The sequence below is a fragment of the Paraburkholderia haematera genome, from assembly GCF_905220975.1.
GTDB classification, from domain to species: Bacteria; Pseudomonadota; Gammaproteobacteria; order Burkholderiales; family Burkholderiaceae; genus Paraburkholderia; species Paraburkholderia haematera.
This window is the reverse complement of the sequence record NZ_CAJNBK010000010.1, coordinates 25,974-39,523: the sequence shown is the minus strand read 5'-3', so window position 1 is coordinate 39,523 and position 13,550 is coordinate 25,974. Positions and strand designations below refer to the sequence as shown.

The 13,550-nt window shown below is 62.1% G+C and carries 14 protein-coding genes; 8 read left to right on the top strand and 6 right to left on the bottom strand.

Annotated features, from left to right (window positions below; genetic code table 11):
• Positions 1-48: 48 nt before the first annotated feature.
• Both KHO23_RS18690 and KHO23_RS18685 read left to right on the top strand, forming a co-directional pair.
• The gene (locus KHO23_RS18690) at positions 49-741 is read left to right on the top strand and encodes a DUF2242 domain-containing protein (protein WP_211612712.1); all 693 of its coding nucleotides are present in this window, start codon (positions 49-51) and stop codon (positions 739-741) included.
• A 779-nt stretch (positions 742-1,520) separates the two neighbouring features.
• Positions 1,521-1,772, top strand: coding sequence for a hypothetical protein (locus tag KHO23_RS18685; protein ID WP_211612711.1), 252 nt, complete (start codon positions 1,521-1,523; stop codon positions 1,770-1,772).
• 33 nt (positions 1,773-1,805) lie between these two features.
• Here KHO23_RS18685 and KHO23_RS18680 read toward each other — a convergent pair whose 3' ends face one another.
• Positions 1,806-2,741 carry a DMT family transporter gene (locus KHO23_RS18680; RefSeq protein WP_211612710.1) on the bottom strand — a complete coding sequence of 312 codons (936 nt, stop codon included), beginning with the start codon at positions 2,739-2,741 and terminating at the stop codon, positions 1,806-1,808.
• A 267-nt stretch (positions 2,742-3,008) separates the two neighbouring features.
• On the opposite strand from KHO23_RS18680, the gene KHO23_RS18675 reads away from it, so the two are divergent.
• The 4 genes from KHO23_RS18675 to KHO23_RS18660 all read left to right on the top strand — a co-directional run bounded on the left by KHO23_RS18675 (position 3,009) and on the right by KHO23_RS18660 (position 6,339).
• Positions 3,009-3,755 (top strand): MipA/OmpV family protein, encoded by a 747-nt coding sequence (locus KHO23_RS18675; RefSeq protein WP_211612920.1) that lies wholly within the window; start codon positions 3,009-3,011, stop codon positions 3,753-3,755.
• Positions 3,756-3,861: 106 nt separating this feature from the next.
• Positions 3,862-5,040 carry an SDR family oxidoreductase gene (locus tag KHO23_RS18670; RefSeq protein ID WP_211612709.1) on the top strand — a complete coding sequence of 393 codons (1,179 nt, stop codon included), beginning with the start codon at positions 3,862-3,864 and terminating at the stop codon, positions 5,038-5,040.
• 107 nt (positions 5,041-5,147) lie between these two features.
• The gene (locus tag KHO23_RS18665) at positions 5,148-5,900 is read left to right on the top strand and encodes an IclR family transcriptional regulator domain-containing protein (protein WP_211612708.1); all 753 of its coding nucleotides are present in this window, start codon (positions 5,148-5,150) and stop codon (positions 5,898-5,900) included.
• 226 nt (positions 5,901-6,126) lie between these two features.
• Positions 6,127-6,339, top strand: a complete 213-nt coding sequence (locus tag KHO23_RS18660; RefSeq protein WP_211612707.1) for a hypothetical protein — start codon at positions 6,127-6,129, stop codon at positions 6,337-6,339.
• A 176-nt stretch (positions 6,340-6,515) separates the two neighbouring features.
• Here the strand turns inward: KHO23_RS18660 and KHO23_RS18655 are convergent, their stop codons facing one another.
• On the bottom strand, positions 6,516-6,794 hold the full coding sequence (locus KHO23_RS18655; RefSeq protein ID WP_211612706.1) for a hypothetical protein: 279 nt from the start codon (positions 6,792-6,794) through the stop codon (positions 6,516-6,518).
• Positions 6,795-6,908: 114 nt separating this feature from the next.
• On the bottom strand, positions 6,909-7,664 hold the full coding sequence (locus tag KHO23_RS18650) for a Mut7-C RNAse domain-containing protein (RefSeq protein WP_211612705.1): 756 nt from the start codon (positions 7,662-7,664) through the stop codon (positions 6,909-6,911).
• Between the two features lie 94 nt (positions 7,665-7,758).
• Here KHO23_RS18650 and KHO23_RS18645 point away from each other — a divergent pair, with 94 nt between their 5' ends.
• On the top strand, positions 7,759-8,628 hold the full coding sequence (locus KHO23_RS18645; protein ID WP_211612704.1) for an NAD(P)-dependent oxidoreductase: 870 nt from the start codon (positions 7,759-7,761) through the stop codon (positions 8,626-8,628).
• A gap of 88 nt (positions 8,629-8,716) precedes the next feature.
• Entirely contained in the window at positions 8,717-9,352 is a 636-nt protein-coding gene (locus tag KHO23_RS18640; protein ID WP_211612703.1) for a LysE family translocator, read from the top strand.
• 281 nt (positions 9,353-9,633) lie between these two features.
• On the opposite strand, the gene KHO23_RS18635 is transcribed toward KHO23_RS18640, so the two are convergent.
• The 3 genes from KHO23_RS18635 to KHO23_RS18625 all read right to left on the bottom strand — a co-directional run bounded on the left by KHO23_RS18635 (position 9,634) and on the right by KHO23_RS18625 (position 13,397).
• Complete coding sequence (locus KHO23_RS18635; RefSeq protein ID WP_211612702.1) at positions 9,634-10,458, bottom strand: OmpW/AlkL family protein; 825 nt, start codon at positions 10,456-10,458, stop codon at positions 9,634-9,636.
• Positions 10,459-10,636: 178 nt separating this feature from the next.
• Positions 10,637-11,884, bottom strand: coding sequence for a DUF2957 domain-containing protein (locus tag KHO23_RS18630; RefSeq protein WP_211612701.1), 1,248 nt, complete (start codon positions 11,882-11,884; stop codon positions 10,637-10,639).
• A gap of 100 nt (positions 11,885-11,984) precedes the next feature.
• Entirely contained in the window at positions 11,985-13,397 is a 1,413-nt protein-coding gene (locus KHO23_RS18625) for a DUF2957 domain-containing protein (protein ID WP_211612700.1), read from the bottom strand.
• Positions 13,398-13,550: the final 153 nt, after the last annotated feature.

Genomic DNA, 13,550 nt, shown 5'->3' with positions numbered 1-13,550 from the left:
TACAATGCATTCCCATTCGAGCTCACGCCGCGCCTCTTCCGATCGACCATGTTCACCTCGTTTTCCAAAGCCACAGCCGCTTCACTTCTCGGCTTGCTGACACTTGCTGCTTGCACCAGCGCCCCGCAGCCGAAATTCCAGCAGGAATTGTTCGAAACGGGCGCGAGCCCTTACGCCCGAAACTTCAATTCGAGCACCACGGATACCTGCGAGGCCGCGCGCCGCGCGCTATTGAGTCAGGGCTATCTGACGACGATGACGCGCACCGATACGGTAGACGGAACGAAAAACTTCCAGCCAACCGGCGATACGCACGTCGTGGTCGAATTTCATGTGGTGTGTACGCCGGGGGAGGAGGCGAGCGATACGAGCATCGCTTACGTCAATGCAGTGCAAAACGGTTTTGCGCTGAAGAAAAGCGATACGTCGGCGAGCGTCGGCCTAAGCGTGCTGGGTTCGCTGTCGTTGCCGATCCGTTCGAACAGCGACGCGATGGTCAAGATTTCGAGCGAAACCATCCCCTCAGGCAAGTTCTACGATCGATTCTTCGGCCTCGTCGATCACTATTTGCAAACGGTGGTGCGCACCCAGCCGGTTGCGAACAGCCGTATCGAAACGCGCCTGTTGCCGGTGCCGGTGCCGGTTCAAGCGCCGATTCCAGCCTCTCATCCCGAGATACCTGACGCAATCGACAAGGCTGCTTCGGCGCAACCGGCAAGCGGAGCCAGCGTAGCGCCGTAAAGCATCTGCCGATGCCGGCGAGGCTCAGGCTGGTCAGGACCTGATCAGCCTTCGATCTCATCACGCAGCGGTACTTATCCTATGTCTTTTACTTCATGCGTATATATATGTAGTAATAGTTAACAAGGGTTAACCCCGGCTGTGGATAACTATCAAATTCCCCGTCACATCAAGGTCATGCGAAAACCATAACCCTGCGGAACACGTCTGTAGAAAAACTACAAAGCTGGGATAACTTTGACAGGGCTTGCCTCGCCTCGTGTCTTATCAAGATTTCGCACACAGGCTGTCCGGTGCGCTATCCCGAAGTTGTTCATAGGAAATTGTGGATAACTTGCGCCTCTCGAGCTATTCCGCCGGGTTGCAGAGCGAGTTTTTCGTCGATTCCATCCGCTCGCCACCGTACAGACCGAGTCCCCCTGGACGCGCACATTGAAGCTGGACGGTACAAAAATTGCGTCGAAGTTTTTGCAAGCGCAACTGTTGCTATTTAGTCAAAACCATTTCTGCAACGCCCGATCCAAGCATAGAGTTAAAGTGTTTTATGAAGTTATTGGTGCAGTGCGGGGGTGTGCAATGAAACGCAGAACAGCACGACAGCTAGTCCGTCTTCTCTCGGATATCAGACATGCCAGCCACTGCACGACGCTGCGGGCGGCGGCCACAAACCGGGCCATATCCCTTGCTTCCTCCGAGCATGATGACGATGGCCCCGATAGCGACGAAAGCACCGAAGCCGCACGCGATGCGGGTCACGACAAGCCGGCCCGGAGCGGATCATGAGAGCCGCCAGCGAACAATCCCTGCGTTTTCTGGTCGAGAAATGGCTGGCGCCGGGGCCTGCCGTTCCGGTTCACGTTACCGAATTCAGCCGCACCCGTCTGGGCGGCAGGCGTTATGTGCGGGTGGAGACTTCTCTCGAAGCCGGATCGCGCGGTCTCTTTTTCTTTCGTCACGACGATGGCTGCTGGTGTGTGTTTCCACCCACTGCAGATACACCCAAGTCGTTCGCGCAACCGCAGGCTGCTTAACGGCGGTGGGTGTGCGCGCGGCTGGCTAAGCCCTCACGCTTCGTGGGGCAAGCGATCACGTTCGCTCCTGCGTCGCGGGGCGGGCATCACCTGGCACACAATCAAACCGGCGAGCATGAGCGCGCATCCGAACAGCGCGCGCGCCGACAGTGTTTCGCCGAGCACGAGCCACCCGGCGAGCGCGGCGAAAACGCCTTCCATACTGAAGATCACCGCGGCATGCGAGGGCGCCGCGTACTTTTGCGCCACCACCTGGATCGTATAAGCGATGCCCACCGACAGCGCACCGCCGTAAAGAATCGTCGGTGCGGCACGCTCGATCACTGCAAGACTGATCGGTTCGATCGCGAGACCGACAGCCAGACATGCGAGCCCACAAGTCACGAACTGCACGAGCGCCAGCATGAGCGTGTCGTGCCGCAGCGCGAAGCGGCCGACCAGCATCATCTGCACGGAAATCACCAACGCGCCGGCGAGCTGATACCAGTCGCCATACAGGATCGAGAAGTGCTCGTTGACGCTCAGAAAGTACATGCCGAGCGCTGCGAGCGTCGCACCGAGCCACGTGCCGAATCCCGTTCGATGACGAAACAGCACGCCGAGCATCGGCACGAGTACCACATACAACGAACTGATGAAGCCGGCGTTGGCCACCTTCGTGTATTGCAGGCCGATCTGCTGCAACGAAATCGACGCGGCCAGCACCACGCCGAGCAACACACCGGCGCCGAGCAGTTCGCGTGCGCCGCCGGGCTCGCGTTTCGACAATTCCGCGAGTGCGGAGCGCCGCACACAGACGATCATGGTTAGCACGACCAGCGCGCCGAGCAGGAAACGCAATCCGGTAAACAGAAACGGTCCGATCGCATCGAGGCTCAAGCGTTGCGCGACGAACGCGGAGCCCCAGATCATGGCCGCGATGAGCATCAGCAGATTGGCGCGCAGGTGTTGGTGTGTGTCAGGTTTCAAAGGCAGTTCTTCGAATTTGGTTGTGCTCGATCAGCCGCATGCTGGTTTCGAGGGAGGCTCCTTCAGATCAGTCTCCACAATCAGGTGCAGATTCTATCCGCGCGCACGTGTGTCGGATATGTCGCGAACATTCGCGAACACTTGAACACAATTGCGCACATATTCCCCTAACTTCAGGACAGACGTGGCGAGGCGGCGTCCCTAGACTGCGGCTTCCGTCTCAAATAAAAAGTCCTGATCGTGCTCAAACGCCTCGCTTGTCTGTGTATTCCGTTGTTTGGCCTGACCTGCTCGTCGACGGCCTACGCCGAGAATTTCTATATGTTTTCGCTGGCCGGGGGCGTGGCGCCGCGGTATCAGGGCAGCCGCGATTACCGTCCGTTTGTCGCCCCGTTGATCGCCGCCGAGTTCAGCAACGGCATCTTTCTGAGTCCGACGAACGGTCTGGGTTACAAGCACACCTTCGCCAACGGCCTGTTCGCATCGGCGGCGCTCAGCTATGACTTCGGCCGCACCGATCGCAATCGTGCCGATTTGCCCGGTTCCGACTACCTCAAGGGCATGGGCCGGATTCCTGGTTCGGTGATGCTGTCCGTGCAGGTCGGTGCGCATCTGTTCGGTCCGTCGACCATCAGCATCACGCTGGACCAGCCGGTTACGAACACGAGCCGCGGCACGAGCGGGCATGTCGATCTGACCGTGCCGGTACTGCAATCCGTCGACAACGACATCAGCGTCACGGGCAGCGTGCATGCCGGCAGCGGCAGCTATACCCAGACCTTCTTCGGTGTCACCGATGCGCAAGCGGCCGCGAGCCGCTTCCAGCCGTATGCGGTGAAAGGCGGGTTCGACAGCGCGAAGGTGTCGGCCGCCTGGACGTACATGTTTTCGCCGCGCTGGTCCGTGCATACGGAAGGTGGTGTGACGCGATTGCTCGGCGCCTCGGCGAACAGCCCGATCGTGCAGTCGAAGAACAACTACTTCGCGATCACGGCGCTGACGTATCGCTATTGATGCGTGCGTCGATGTGCTTGTTGATCCGCCTGTCGACCGATTGTCCGATTGTCCGGTTGTCCGGATCAATGTTTCGACGATCTGACGTCCCTGCAAGGAGCTCGCGATGTTTGCATGGCAAACCCCTCTGTCCAACGCCTGGCAGGAGAGCCTGGTATCGTCGGCGCGTGCGCAGGCAATGGGCGTCGACAGTCTGCTGCTGACCGGCGCGACCGGATTTATCGGCGGCAATCTGCTGGTGACGCTGATCAACGTTGGCCTCGTGGAACGCATAGTGTGTCTCGTGCGCGGGGCCAGCGTGGCCGATGCGCTCGCGCGGCTGCGCGCGGCGGCGGTGCGCTGCGGGCTGCCGCATGCTCGCGCCCAGCGAATCACCGAGGCCAACGTGATGGTCGGCGAGCTCGGTAGCGCGTTCTCGGAAATCGATCTGGCGCGGCTCGCCAAGGCATCGCATGTGATCAATTGCGCGGCGCTTGCGTCGTTTTCCACGCATCCGCAAGTACTCGACACGAATGTGCACGACACCTTGCGTTTCGCGTCGCACTTTGACGGCAGCAAAGCGCTGCGGCGCTTTCTGCACGTGAGCACGGCCATGGCGTGCGGCACTCAATGCGGCGCGAATGTGCAGGAAGCGCCGTTCGGCTATGGCGAAACGCGTCACCTTGTGCAGTACACGCGCAGCAAACGCGAAGTCGAGCGATTGCTGCGCAGCACGTATCCGCGCTTGCCGCTGGCGGTGGTGCGGCCATCGATCGTGGTCGGCCATACGGTACTCGGCACGTTGCCATCGGCGAGCGTCTTCTGGGTGTTTCGCGTGGTGCATGGCGCGCGGCGCTTCACGGCACGGGCGATGAACCGCGTCGACGTTGTATCCGCCGACGACTGCGCGCGTGCGCTCGCACTCCTGGCGGTGAAGCCGTCGCTGGCTTTCGATACGTATCACGTGTCGGCGGGTTCAGACGCGCCGACTATCGGTCAGATCATCCGCGCAATGGATGAAGCCACCGGCACCTCGGGCCGCCGCTATTCGATGTGCCGCGCGCGCGACTTCGGCAGGATCGCACGCGAGGTGGTGGGCCGCGAACGTTGCGGCAGCGGCCGTCTGATCGAACATGCGCTGCGTTTGTACGCCGGTTTCGCGGAGCTGGACTACACGTTCGACAACCGCCGTCTGCGTGACGAAATCGGTTTCGAGCCGCTGCCTTTCACGGACTACGTGAGCGAATGCGTGCGGACCTCGCGAGGTGTGGGGATTGCCGAACAGATGCGCTGGGACTTCAAATAAGCCTTCAGCCGGTTGCACGGCGAGCGACTCGCGCGATAATCGCGCAACGGCCAGACGACTCGAGACGTCACCGATCCACCGGGCCGACTGACTTTCAGGCAGACGCAATGGACGAGAAAGACTGGATCGCGGGCGCCGCAAAGGCGCTCGCGATCATCGAAGCATTCGACGAAGAGCACGCGCGCATGACACCGACCATGGTGGCTGCCCGCGCCGGGCTCTCGCGCACGGCGGCGCGCCGCTATCTGCTGACGCTACGTGAACTCGGCTATGTGGATACCGACGGCAAGCTGTTCTGGCTCGCGCCGCGCGTATTGCGGCTCGGTCAGTCGTACCTGGATTCAGCGCGCTTACCGCGCACCGTGCAGCCGTTTCTTCAGCGCATCACCGCGACCTTGCAGGAAACCGCGCTGGTTGCGATTCTCGACGAACACGACGTGGTCTATGTCGCCCGCAACGGCGTGAACCGGGCGATGGCGGTTGGTTTCGTGCTGGGCTCGCGGGCGAGCGCGCCGTTGTCGTCGGCGGGTTTGATCCTGCTGGCCTTCCAGGGGCCGGAAAGCATCGACCAGTGGCTGGCGTCCTATCCGATCAAGGTATTCACGCCCTATACGTATTCGACCATCGAGCGCTTGCGCGAAGTGCTGGGCGAAATCCGCCGCGACGGTTATGTCGTCACCGATCAGCAGCTGGAATTGGGCATGCGCGGTGTGGCAGTGCCGTTGCGTGACCGGCATGGGTCGGTCGTGGCGGCGATCAGCGTGAGCATGCCGATCGGTCAGGAGTCGGCGAATGCTGCGCTGCACCGGGTGCTGCCGACCCTTCAGGAAACCGCCAGTTTGCTGCGAAACCTGATCTAAAAGCAGGACTAGGTAATCTCCCGAATATGGCCTGTTTAACGGGTGAAAGCATGACGAAAGCCAGCTGTCTCCCGGAAAATACACATCGAGTTTTGGGCATGACAAACCGCCTACACTGCGTAATACTCTCCCGCGGGGAGCGGTAAGGCGCCTCAAGCCCTGTCTGCTTCACCGTGCAGCTACTTCATTCACATTGACTCAGTCGTCCAGGTTTGGGGAACAACACATGAAAAAATTTATCGTCTCGCTCGCAGCCGCATCGATCGCGCTGGTCTCCGTTCAAGCTTTCGCACAGGCATCGGACGCAGCAGCGCCGGCCGCTGCAGCTAGCGCACCGATGAAGCACCACACCAAGAAGCTGAAGACGCACGGTAAGCGCGCTCCGGTTTCGGCAGCAGCTTCGGCAGCCGGCACGAACGACAAGGGCACGGCAAACTAAGCTCACGCTTGGTTTTGCCGGGCGAACCCTGCCGGTTCTCTTCCGCGCGCCGCTAGTCGGCGAGTGCAGCGCAGTACCGGTTAAACGTCGCCAGCAAAAAGGCCAGAGCAGAAGCTCTGGCCTTTTTGCACTGGGGCGGCGGTTTTTCGCGCTCTTTCGCGCCCTTTCGCAGCGTTTTAGCCTGCGAGGCCGCGTTTGACGACCTCGTTCAACAATCCGGTCATGCCTTCCGGATGCGTGGCGGCCCGTTCTTTCAGTTCCGCGACCAGTTCGCCATTCAGCTTGCAGGCGAACGCGACGAGGCCTTGCGCCTGGTCGAGCTTGCGCTGTTCGCGGCGATCGAGCTTCGGATCGGCGGCAGCGGCTTTGCCGAAGCGGTCGGCGGTCGAGAGTTTCATTGCGTTGTTCAGCTTGAGTGCCTTGTTCTTTTCAAGGTCGGTCTTTTTCATCGCCATACGGAAGGCCTCTGCCAGATAAGTAATCCCGCATTGTACGCATCGCGCCGGGCGCCAAGCGAGCGGCGTCGGCGCGAGGCCCAGCTACGTGGGGTCTGAACCGTCGAGCGGTGCTCAGGCGGGCCGCTCCGGCGCGCCGGCCACGCTGTCCATCAGCGCACGCATTCGCTTCCAGTGCGTGCCTTCCCAGAATACGCGCTGGCACACGTCGCAGGTGACGAACTGGTTATGCCGTTCCAGCACGCCATCGGGCGCCCGGTCGCCGACTTCATCTTTGGCAATACGCCGCAGCGGCGCATTGCACATCAGGCACAAACGGAACGGTTGAGCGCTGCCTGCCAGATCCAGCCGTTCAAACACTTCACGCAATTGCTCATGTGGCCGCAGCGTGCGCACGTAGCAGCCATGTGTGATGGCGCGGCGTTTCAATAGCTCCCGGTCGCGCGTCAATACGATGCGCTGTTGAGCGGCCGCGAGCGCTTCGATATCGGCGTCGGGAAAGTGGTTGTCGTAGAGCGTGTCGAAGCCGGCTAGCCGCAGCAGCGGGGCGAGACCGCCCAGGTGCGCATCGGCAATGAAACGCACCACGCGCAGCGGATGTTCGCGCACGCGCAAGAGCGGCTGGATGTCGAGTGCTTCAAACTTGGGATAAACGGCGATGCGATCGCCGTCGGACAGCGGATGATTGAAACCGACCGACTCACCGTTCACCAGAATCAGTTCGACTTCGGTATGCGGCACGCCGAGCACTTCGATCATATGTTTGGCGGTGGCGCCGCGCGCGCAGGCGTAACTGAACGAGCGCCGGCGCAGGGGCCGGGCGAGAAAGTCGTTCAGCTCCTCGTAGAAGCGGAATGTCGCGGTGACCATCGCATCAGTATCGCACCGAGTTTAATTGCGCGCTGTCCTGCACGTGTCGCATGGGTGTGCTTTACTGCCAGTTCTTTAGAAGACGGAGCGACAGATGGACATCGGTTTTATCGGTCTCGGCGAGATGGGCGCCGCGATGGTTGCAAACATTTTGAAAGCCGGGCACCGGGTGCGCGTGTGGAACCGCTCGCCGGAACGCGCACAGCCACTCGCCGAAGCAGGCGCACAGATCGTCGCGACGCCGGCTGAAGCGTTTGCTGGCGACGCTGTGCTCTCGATGCTCGCCGACGATACCGCGCTGCGCGAAGTCATCACCGCGTCGCTGCTGGAACACGCCCCGCGTGGTCTGATTCACGTGAACATGGCGACGATCTCGGTGGCGCTGGCCGAAGAACTGGCGACGGCGCACGCCTCGCGCGGCGTCCATTACGTCGCCGCACCGGTGCTGGGGCGGCCGGACGTCGCGGCGGCCGGCAAGCTGACGATCGTGGCGGGCGGCCCGGCCGAATCGATCGACCGCGTGCAGCCGATTTTCGACGTCATCGGCCAGAAAACCTGGCGCATCGGCTCGTTGCCGCAGCAGGCGAACGTGATGAAACTCGCGGCCAACTTCATGTTGGGCGCGGCCGTCGAGACGCTCGGCGAGGCCGCCACGCTCGTGACAGGCCACGGCCTCGCGATGCAGGATTTCCTCGACGTCATCACGAGCGGCATGTTCCCGGGACCGGTCTATTCGGGCTACGGCAAGATGATCGCGGAGCAGCGCTACGAACCGGCGCTGTTCAAGGCGCGCCTCGGATTGAAGGACCTGCGTCTTGCGCTGGCAGCCGCCGACGCGGTCACCACGCCGTTGCCGATCGCGAGCGTGGTGCGCGACAGCCTGATCGAAGCCGTGGCGCATGGCGACGGCGAGAAAGACTTCGCGGTGCTGGGGCAGGTGGCGGCGCGGCGGGCAGGGCGCTGAGCGGGAGCGGGAGCGGGGGCTAGCGGGCGCGCGCTTCAAGGTGCGCGCGGGCATAATAGCCACCCGAATCTCTTCTGCGCCGATCCCAATGAGTCTGCATACCTGGTGGCTGTTCGCCGCCACTGTTTTCGTTATTTCCGCGATTCCCGGTCCGAACATGCTGCTGGTGATGACGCACGGCGCCCAGCACGGCCTGCGCCGTTCCAGCGCAACCATGGCCGGCTGCCTGTCGGCGCTGGTGCTGATGCTGGCGGTGTCGGCGGCGGGCCTCGGCGTGTTTCTCGAGGCGTGGCCGGCAATGTTCAACGCGCTGCGGATGATCGGCGCCGCGTATCTCGTCTATCTGGGCATCAAATCCTGGCGAGCGCCAGCTGACGAAGGTGCTGCTGGTGCGGTCGACGAACTGTCGGCCAGGCCCGCACGCTCGCGCTTCGCGCTGTTTCGCAATGGTTTCCTGGTGGCGGGCAGCAACCCGAAAGCCATTCTGTTCGCCGCGGCGCTATTGCCGCAATTCATCGACGCGGCGCAGCCCAAGCTGCCGCAGTTTGGCGTGCTTGTTGCCACGTTCGCGGTTATCGAGGTGAGCTGGTACCTGGTGTATGCCGGTTTCGGCACGCGGATTGGCGCCAGATTGAAGAGCCGCAGCGTCGCGAGGATGTTCAATCGTCTGACCGGCGGTGTGTTCGTCGGCTTTGGCGCGATGATGGCGCTGGTGCGCCACTAGGCGAACGGCTGGCTCGCGCGTGGCAGTCGACGCCCCCGCAGAACGTCGCAAGGATTGTTGTGCTTATACAACGCCGAGGGTCAACCCTAATTTGCATGTTGCGACGCACCAAATCATTTGCTATAGTTCGTCTTGTCTCCTCCATGTCTCCTCTGATATGGATTCAGCCCGCCCACTTAGGCGGGCTTTTTTTTGCCCTGAATTTCCAGCTTCCTCCAGAAAAGACAAAGCCGGCTGGCCCTCTCCGCGGGGCCGCCGGCTTTGTCGCGTTTGCGCCGAACTCAGAACTTGTATGAGACGGCCAGGAAAGAAATGATCGGGTCGGCTTTCAGCTCCGCCTTCGAGACGCTCAGTTCGGTGCCGTCCGCCGCCTTGATGATGACCGACGAGGTGGTTTTCAACGGGATGTACGTGACCGATGCCACAAGGCCCCAGTGATCGGTGATGTTATAGGCGAGACCCGCATTGAACACCGGCTGCCAGGACGATGACGCCTTCGCCGACACCTGCGTCTGCCCCGGCTTGCCCGCCCCCGCCGCCAGCACTGCGCCGAGATTGTTCTGCGTCGAGGTCACGAAGTTCTGGCTCAGCTGAACGTCGGAGAACCAGTTGTACGACACGCCGATGCCCACAAACGGCCTGAACTTTGCAGTCGGCGCATTGAAGTAGTACTGGAACAGCAACGCCGGGCTCCACTGGCGCACGCTCTTCACGATCGGATTGGCCTGCGGATCGCCCAGATCCTGCTGACCGAGCGCGCCTGCCGGTCCCGGCGGCTTGATGGTGCCGTGCCCGTAGATCTTGAAGACCGGCGGTACGCCCGCCACCGTCGACACAGCGATGTGATCGGTGAGGTAGTGGCTGAATACGAGTCCGACGGTATTGGCCGTATTGGTCGACAACCCTGTGCCGCTGGACGTGAACGAACTCGGCAGACGCAGCGGTGTATTGATCGGGGTCGGAGCGACGTTGGTGGTCAGCGGCGTGCTCGAATCCTGCGGCATGACGTGGAACCAGCCGAGCACGGCGACGTTGTCGCCGGCGTGTTGTGCGTGCGCACTGGCTGACAGGCAGATGGCCAGTAGCGCGAAATAGATTTTTTTCATGTTGTTCCTCCCTCCTGAGGCGCGCGTTGCGTTCATCGCGCGCGACGAGCGACGGCGGGTCCGCTGCCCGGCCGGTGCGCTGGATATTCGGTGAACGCCGGTTGCCGCGCCGCGCTATTGCTGTGCGCGGCAACCGGGACGCGAACGCCGTGTTGCGTGTCGGCGCGTGCAGCGTCCATTACTGGACGAAGGCGCCAATCGTGAAGTACGGCGAGGCCGCGTTGGTCAGATCGAGGTAGCCGAACACGCCACCCGTGAAGATCATCTTTCCGGTCGGCGTGGTGCCGGTCGAGGCGCCCACGTGCGTCGTCGTCACCACACCCGGCACGGTCTGCGTGAAGTCCAGATTCAGCGCCGTCGCAAGCGATGCCTGCGATGCATTGAACGGATCCAGCAGCGTGGCCTGCGTACCTTCGAGCGCGGTGGTGCGATAGTCGAACTGGCTATCCACGCCGATGTACTCACCGTTTTGTGAGTTCACCGCGATCGAGGTTTGCGGCGCCAGGATCGAGATGCCCGACTCGTCGTCGGCATACGGGCCGAGTTCGCCGTTCACCGGTGTTGTCACTGACGAGTTCGCCGCGCCGGTTCGCACCAGGATCGGCACGACCTGGTTGCGCAGCTTGCCGACGATCATGTAGCCGCGCGCCTTGGGCGTCGTGGCGAGCGTCGGTTTGGCCTGGCCCAGGAACTTGTCGGTTTCGAATGCGCCGCTGCCGTCGGACGACTGTACGAAGTTCGTACCCGGCTGCTGGCACTTGCCCGCGTTGACACCCGAGTTGTCGCACTCGGTCCACGTGCCGTCCGCATTGATCGTGATCTTCGTATCGACCGCGACCGGCGCGAAGTTCTGCGACGGAACCTGGTGGTAGCCGAGCTGGTTGTACGTGCCGACCACGTTCGCGAGGTTCGTTTCAATCGACGAGAAACCGATGAACGGGTAGTACGGGAACGTGGTGTCGGGCACCGCGCCCACGCCGAGAATCCCGGCGAAGGAGATTTCCGCCCCCGGGATCGTGCCGCCCGCCACGCCTTCGCCGACGAAAATCCGCGCCGGGCGATTCGGGTCGAGGCTCGCGCCGTTCAGGCGGAAGGCGCACTGGTTGAGCTTGTTGGTCGGCAGCAGTGTTTCCTGGGTCAGCGTGCCGCTTGCGCTCTGGCCGGCGCGCGTCGGCGCGACGGTGCCGTTGGTCGCCGGGATCGGCGATTCGATGTAGCTGATTTGCCAGGTCATCTTGGTCGTGTCCATCTGCAGCTTGACCAGTTCGCCGTCACCGCCGCCGCCCGTGAACACCGTGTTGTAGTCGAGCGACGATGGGCACAGACGGACTTCGGTCACCGGTCCATCGCCGTTGCCGCCACCACCGCCGCACGCCCCCAGCAACGGTGCTGCAAGAGCGAGCACCGAAAGGATTCTCCATTTCATACCGCCTCCAGAATTTTCTCGTTGTGTGTGGCCGGCTCCCAGTCCAGCCACCTTTTGCTCTATTTATGTCTCGTACTGCGAACTGCCGGTGCTTCGGTCCTTATTTGCTGATCTGCGCGCCGATGCCGAAGTAGGGGGCATTGGGCGTGTCCGAATTGGCCGACGTCGGCGTGATGCCGCCGTTGACGGTGCCTTGTATTTCAATCGCGTACAGGCCACCTGAGGCGATCGCGAAACCGGTCTGGCCATTCGCTTGCTGGACACCGACCAGTCCGGGGCTCGGCAGACCGTAGCCCAGCCCGAAGCCGTCTTCCGCGGCAGAAGTCGACGGATTGATGAAGGTGCCGACACCGCCCTGGATTAACGTCGCGGTGGACTTGAAGTTCGAATCCGCGCCGACATAGCCGCCGTTGAAGCCGCCCGATGCCAGCGGCGTGGCTGCGGCGAGCATCGCGATGCCGGATTCGTCGTCGACCTTGGCCGTCAGCAGATTGCTCGTATCGACAAAGCCGGTGCGTACCACCAGCGGCACCGTGGCGCCGTTGACCTGACCGAGAATCATGTGAGCGACGCCCGACTTTCCGGTCGCGCCAAGAAGCGGGAGCTTGAACTGCGCAACGATCTGCGGTGCCTGTTGACTGTCGAAATACCCATTGCTGTTCAGCGTCAATGGGTTGCCGGTTGTCAGGCAGCCACCGGCGTTCGGCGAGTAGTTCGGATTGGCGGCGTTGCTGCTCGTACACGTGCCGCTGGCGTCGAACGTTTCAACCGTGTTGGTCGCGACCGTCGCGTAGTTGCCAGATGGCGCCAGGTGATAAAGCAGGCCGTTGTAAGTGCCTGGCAGCTTGGTGATATCGGTTGTCGTGCTGGCGAAACCCAGGAACGGATAGAAGTCGAAGTGCCGGTTCGGCACCGCGCCGATACCCGAGCCGACAAGCGGAATGCTCAGCCCGCTGAACTGGACCGTCGCACCCGGAATCCCGCCGCCCGCCACACCCTGGCCGACGAGGATCGTCGGCGGATTCGGGTTGTTGACGAAGTCGGGTGTCGTATAAGGCTGACCGTCGCCGACACCTGTACCTGTGCCCGCACCGAGAATGAAGGCGCAGCGTGTCTGTTCGGCAGTTGGCAGTGCGCCGGTCGGCGGGTGAATCACCGCGCCCGTGATCTGCGTGCCCGCGCGCGTCGGCGTGACCTGACCCGTGCGCAACGGAATCGGCGACTCGAGCCACTTCAGCGTGTACTTCATCGCGGTCGCGTCGATGTTCACCTGCACGATTTCGCCACTACCCGCGCCACCGAGATACGTCGTTTTAACGATGTCGGCGGTAGCAGGACAAAGCGCAGTCGCGCTCGCGCTCGAAGTCGGCGGACCTTGCACGCCGCAGCTCGAACCCGAGCATTGCGGTGCGCTGATCGCGCCGGGGCTGTCGGCCTTGCCGCCGCCGCAAGCGATGAGGAATGGGGCCGTGGCAATGGCCATCGCCAGGCCCCGAGTAATGCCGTGCGACATGCTGCTGTCTCCCTTCATGTAATTGTGCGAACTAATTTCGCTGCGCGATTAATGCCTGTCAATTGAATGAGCCGTCTAAAAAGGTCGATTCAAACAGTGCATTTTTTGTCGGACGCACCCTGCGTGGGGCTTGAGGGCCCTTTTAAACAAAAA

Excerpts from the sequence above, each read along its gene's own strand:
- KHO23_RS18690 (WP_211612712.1), top strand. The coding sequence starts at position 49 with ATGTTCACCTCGTTTTCCAAAGCCACAGCCGCTTCACTTCTCGGCTTG.
- KHO23_RS18685 (WP_211612711.1), top strand. The coding sequence starts at position 1,521 with ATGAGAGCCGCCAGCGAACAATCCCTGCGTTTTCTGGTCGAGAAATGG.
- KHO23_RS18670 (WP_211612709.1), top strand. The coding sequence starts at position 3,862 with ATGTTTGCATGGCAAACCCCTCTGTCCAACGCCTGGCAGGAGAGCCTG.
- KHO23_RS18665 (WP_211612708.1), top strand. The coding sequence starts at position 5,148 with ATGGACGAGAAAGACTGGATCGCGGGCGCCGCAAAGGCGCTCGCGATC.
- KHO23_RS18660 (WP_211612707.1), top strand. The coding sequence starts at position 6,127 with ATGAAAAAATTTATCGTCTCGCTCGCAGCCGCATCGATCGCGCTGGTC.
- KHO23_RS18655 (WP_211612706.1), bottom strand. The coding sequence starts at position 6,794 with ATGGCGATGAAAAAGACCGACCTTGAAAAGAACAAGGCACTCAAGCTG.
- KHO23_RS18650 (WP_211612705.1), bottom strand. The coding sequence starts at position 7,664 with ATGGTCACCGCGACATTCCGCTTCTACGAGGAGCTGAACGACTTTCTC.
- KHO23_RS18645 (WP_211612704.1), top strand. The coding sequence starts at position 7,759 with ATGGACATCGGTTTTATCGGTCTCGGCGAGATGGGCGCCGCGATGGTT.
- KHO23_RS18640 (WP_211612703.1), top strand. The coding sequence starts at position 8,717 with ATGAGTCTGCATACCTGGTGGCTGTTCGCCGCCACTGTTTTCGTTATT.
- KHO23_RS18635 (WP_211612702.1), bottom strand. The coding sequence starts at position 10,458 with ATGAAAAAAATCTATTTCGCGCTACTGGCCATCTGCCTGTCAGCCAGT.
- KHO23_RS18630 (WP_211612701.1), bottom strand. The coding sequence starts at position 11,884 with ATGAAATGGAGAATCCTTTCGGTGCTCGCTCTTGCAGCACCGTTGCTG.
- KHO23_RS18625 (WP_211612700.1), bottom strand. The coding sequence starts at position 13,397 with ATGTCGCACGGCATTACTCGGGGCCTGGCGATGGCCATTGCCACGGCC.